This is a genomic window from Oleiagrimonas sp. (genome assembly GCF_027858935.1).
Lineage (GTDB): Bacteria > Pseudomonadota > Gammaproteobacteria > Xanthomonadales > Rhodanobacteraceae > Oleiagrimonas.
Window position 1 is genome coordinate 1 of the sequence record NZ_JAQIBU010000081.1, and the last position, 4640, is coordinate 4640.

Below are 4640 nucleotides of genomic sequence, written 5' to 3' on the forward strand. Positions count from 1 at the left end.
GATCCCGAACGCGCCGCCCGTTTCACTGTTCAAGCCGCCGGCTGGCGCCTGGACTATTCCAAGCACCGGATCGATACAACCACGCTCGAAAGGCTGTTCAAGCTGGCCCGGGCCTGTGATGTCGAGGCTCGACGCGACGCCATGTTCGCCGGGGAGAAGGTCAATAGCACCGAAATGCGGGCGGCCCTGCATGTGGCCCTGCGCGCGCCGGACGAACAGGTCATCGAGGTGGATGGCGAGAACGTGGTGCCGGGGGTGCACGAGACCCTCGACCGCATGTCCGGATTCGCCGACTCCATCCGCAACGGCGACTGGACCGGGCATACCGGACGACGCATCCGCAACGTGGTCAATATCGGTATTGGTGGCTCGGATCTGGGACCGGTCATGGCCTATGAGGCGCTGCGTCACTACAGCGATCGCACGCTGCGCATGCGCTTTGTCTCCAATGTCGACGCCACCGATTTCGTCGAGGCCACGCGCGACCTGTCACCGGACGAGACCCTGTTCATCATCGCCTCCAAGAGTTTCACCACGCTGGAGACGATGACGAACGCCCATACTGCACGCGATTGGTTGCTGGCTTCGGCCGGCAAGGACAACAAGGAAGCTGTAGCCAAGCACTTCGTTGCCTTGTCGACCAATCCCGAGGCGGTGCGCGAGTTCGGTATCGACGAGCAACAGATGTTCGGTTTCGAGGACTGGGTCGGTGGGCGTTATTCCATGGACTCGGCCATCGGTCTGTCGACCATGATCGCCATCGGTCCGAAGGCCTTCCGCGACATGCTCGCGGGCTTCCATGCAATGGACGAGCATTTCCGCAGCGCTCCGCTGGAATCCAACCTGCCCGTGATCATGGGCCTGCTGAACGTCTGGTACACCGACTTCTTCGATGCCTCGACGATCGCCGTGCTGCCCTACGCGCAATACCTCAAGCGTTTTCCGGCCTATCTGCAGCAACTGACCATGGAGTCCAACGGCAAGCACGTCACGCTTGACGGCAAGATGGTGGACTACGCCACCGGACCCATCTACTGGGGTGAACCGGGCACCAACGGCCAGCACTCGTTCTATCAGCTGATCCATCAGGGGACACGCCTGATTCCCTGCGATTTCATCGCTTTCGGCGAATCTCTCAACCCCACGGGCAGGCATCACGACCTACTGCTTGCCAACGTCATCGCCCAGGCCGAGGCCCTGGCCTTCGGCAAGACACTGAAACAGGTGCGCGCAGAAGGTACCCCGGCAAAGCTCGCGCCCCACAAGGTCTTCGAGGGAAACCGGCCTTCCAGCCTGCTGACCGCACGCAGCCTGACCCCGCAATCCCTGGGCGCGCTGGTGGCCCTGTACGAGCACAGCGTTTTCGTGCAGGCGGCGATATGGGACATCAACCCCTTCGACCAGTGGGGCGTGGAACTGGGCAAGGCCCTGGCCCAGCAGGTCGCCAGTGAAATCGAGTCACCACGCAAGCGACTGGCTCATGACAGCTCCACCAACCAGGCCATTCGCTGGTATCGCAAGGCACGTGGAAAGGCCTCTGCATCGACTTCCAGCGAACCCACGGTCCTGGTGCTCGATATCGGCGGAACCCACGTCAAGGCCAAGGTCTCGGACAGCGACGAGATGCGCCGCTTCAAGTCCGGTCCGGACCTGACCCCTGAACAGATGATGGGGAAACTCGCGAGCCTGATTGAGGGGTGGCACTTCGACGCCGTCACTGTCGGTGTACCGGCTCCGATAGTCCAGGACAAGCTGATCACCGACCCGGTCAATCTCGGCAAGGGCTGGAAGGACTTCGACTTTCCCACGGCTTTCGCCTGTCCGGTACGCGTGGTCAATGATGCCGCCATGCAGGCGCTGGGCAGTTATCTCGGAGGTCGGATGCTGTTCCTGGGTCTGGGTACCGGACTTGGCTCCGCATTGATCATCGACGGAGTTCTGCAACCCACGGAGTTGTCGCACATGCCCTGGCGTGACGCGACCTACGAGCATTACGTCAGCGACAGCTACTATGAAAAGCACAAGAAGGCCTGGAAGGGCAACGTACTCGAGCTTATCGAGATCATGCGCAATACCTTCTTGCCCGACTACGTCATGCTGGGTGGTGGCAACGTGCGTCATCTGGACAAACTGCCACAAGGCGTGATGCGCGGTGAAAATGACAATGCTTTCACCGGTGGCTTCCGGATCTGGCAAAGCCCGCGCTGAGCATTCATCACGGGATTTCCGCTGCCCGGCCGGCTCCGGGCAGTGGCGCAGCGGCCTGAACATCCCGCAAAACCGCCAAAAAACCCGGTTTTCGCGGGCAACGTCGCCGTGGTGGGCGGTTTTGCGCGATAATTGCGGGTCTGATGCGCGGAAACGTCCCTTCTTGGACCCCCCGCTGCCCCCGCCCAAGGATTCACTCCAGGAGCAGTTATGAACGATTCCTTCTCGACCCGCGATACCCTCGACGTCAATGGCACCCGGTACGCCATTGCCAGTCTGGACAAGCTCGGACAGCGTTTCGACATCAAGCGCCTGCCCTACTCGATGAAGATCCTGCTGGAAAACCTGCTGCGCAACGAAGATGGCTCCAGCGTAACGGCAAAGGAGATCGAGGCGGTCGCGCAATGGGATGCGAAGAAGGAGCCGGACACCGAGATCGCCTTCACCCCGGCACGCGTGGTGCTGCAGGACTTCACCGGCGTCCCCTGCGTGGTCGATCTTGCCGCCATGCGCGACGCCATGCAGAGCCTGGGCGGTGATCCCGAGCTGATCAACCCGCTTTCGCCCGCAGAATTGGTCATCGACCACTCCGTACAGGTGGACAGCTTCGGCAGCGACGATTCGCTGGACACCAACGTGCGCATCGAGTTTGAACGCAACCAGGAGCGTTACAGCTTCCTGCGCTGGGGCCAGAAGGCGCTGGACAACTTCAAGGTGGTGCCACCGCGCACCGGCATCGTTCACCAGGTGAACCTGGAGCATCTGGCCCGCGTGGTCATGGGCACCGAGGTCGAGGGACAGCTTTGGGCCTATCCGGACACCGTGTTCGGCACCGACTCGCACACCACCATGATCAACGGTCTGGGCGTGCTCGGCTGGGGCGTGGGCGGCATCGAGGCCGAGGCCGCGATGCTCGGTCAGCCGTCCTCGATGCTGATTCCGCAGGTGGTCGGATTCAAACTGACCGGCAAGCTGCCCGAGGGCGCCACCGCCACCGACCTGGTGCTGACCGTCACCCAGATGCTGCGCAAGCACGGCGTGGTGGGCAAGTTTGTCGAGTTCTTCGGCGAGGGCCTCAAGCACCTGCCGTTGGCCGATCGCGCCACAATCGCCAACATGGCACCCGAGTACGGTGCCACCTGCGGCATCTTCCCGGTCGACGCCGAGGCGGTCAACTACATGCGGCTGTCCGGCCGCAGCGAGGACCAGATCGCACTGGTGGAAGCCTACGCCAAGGCCCAGGGCCTGTGGCATGACGAGAACACCCCGCGCGCCGAATTCACCGCCACGCTTGAATTGGACATGTCCGAGGTCCGTCCTTCCATGGCCGGCCCCAAGCGGCCGCAGGACCGCGTGCTGTTGAGCGACATGAAAAAGAACTTCCATGAGGTGGTCGGACCGCTGACCGCAAACCGCAAGACCGGTAACGGCGACGCCGAACGCTTCGCCAACGAGGGCGGCGACACCGCCGTCGGCAACCCGTCCACCGTCAGCCGCAACGGATCGGTGACGGTCGACAAGGATGGCAAGAGCTTTGCACTCAAGGATGGCGCAGTCGTCATCGCCGCCATCACCTCGTGCACCAATACCTCCAACCCGGCAGTGATGCTCGGCGCCGGCCTGGTCGCCAAGAAAGCCGCCGCACGCGGCCTGACCGCCAAGCCCTGGGTCAAGCCTTCGCTCGGTCCGGGCTCGAAAGTGGTCACCGACTACCTTGAGGTCACCGGCCTGATGGACGAACTGGAGAAGGTCGGCTTCTTCCTGGTCGGATACGGCTGCACCACCTGCATCGGCAATTCCGGTCCGCTGCCGGCCGAAATCAGCCAGGGCATCGGCGAAGGCGACCTGGCGGTGGCCTCTGTGCTGTCGGGTAACCGCAACTTCGAGGGCCGGGTGCATCCCGAGGTAAAGATGAATTACCTGGCTTCGCCGCCCTTGGTGGTCGCGTATGCCCTGGCCGGAACCCTGGACATCAACCTTGACAAGGATCCGATCGGACAGGACACCGACGGCAAGGACGTATTCCTGAAGGATATCTGGCCGACCAACAAGGAAATTGGCGACCTGATCGCCAGCGCGGTCACCGCCGACATGTTCACCAAGAGCTACGCCGACGTGTTCAAGGGCGATGAGCGCTGGAATGCGATCGCTTCGCCGGACGGCAAGCTGTACGACTGGCAGGACAGCTCCACCTACATCAAGAACCCACCCTACTTCGACGGCATGACCATGGACCTGGACACGGTCGAGGACATCCACGGCGCACGCTGCCTGGGCCTGTTCGGCGATTCCATCACCACCGATCACATCTCCCCCGCCGGCGCGATCAAGAAGGATTCCCCCGCGGGTCGTTTCCTGATCGAGCGAGGCGTGCAGCCGGCACAGTTCAACTCCTACGGCTCGCGCCGCGGCAATGACGACGTGATGGTGCG

Annotated in this window: 2 protein-coding genes; both read left to right on the plus strand. The window is 62.6% G+C overall.

Annotated elements, in window-relative coordinates; translation table 11 throughout:
- A partial coding sequence (gene pgi / locus PF446_RS03140; protein WP_343224648.1) for a glucose-6-phosphate isomerase occupies window positions 1–2208 on the plus strand: 2208 nt, incomplete at its 5' end.
- A 210-nt stretch (window positions 2209–2418) separates the two neighbouring features.
- Window positions 2419–4640 (plus strand): aconitate hydratase AcnA (gene acnA, locus PF446_RS03150; RefSeq protein WP_298069648.1); only part of this gene is annotated, 2222 nt, incomplete at its 3' end.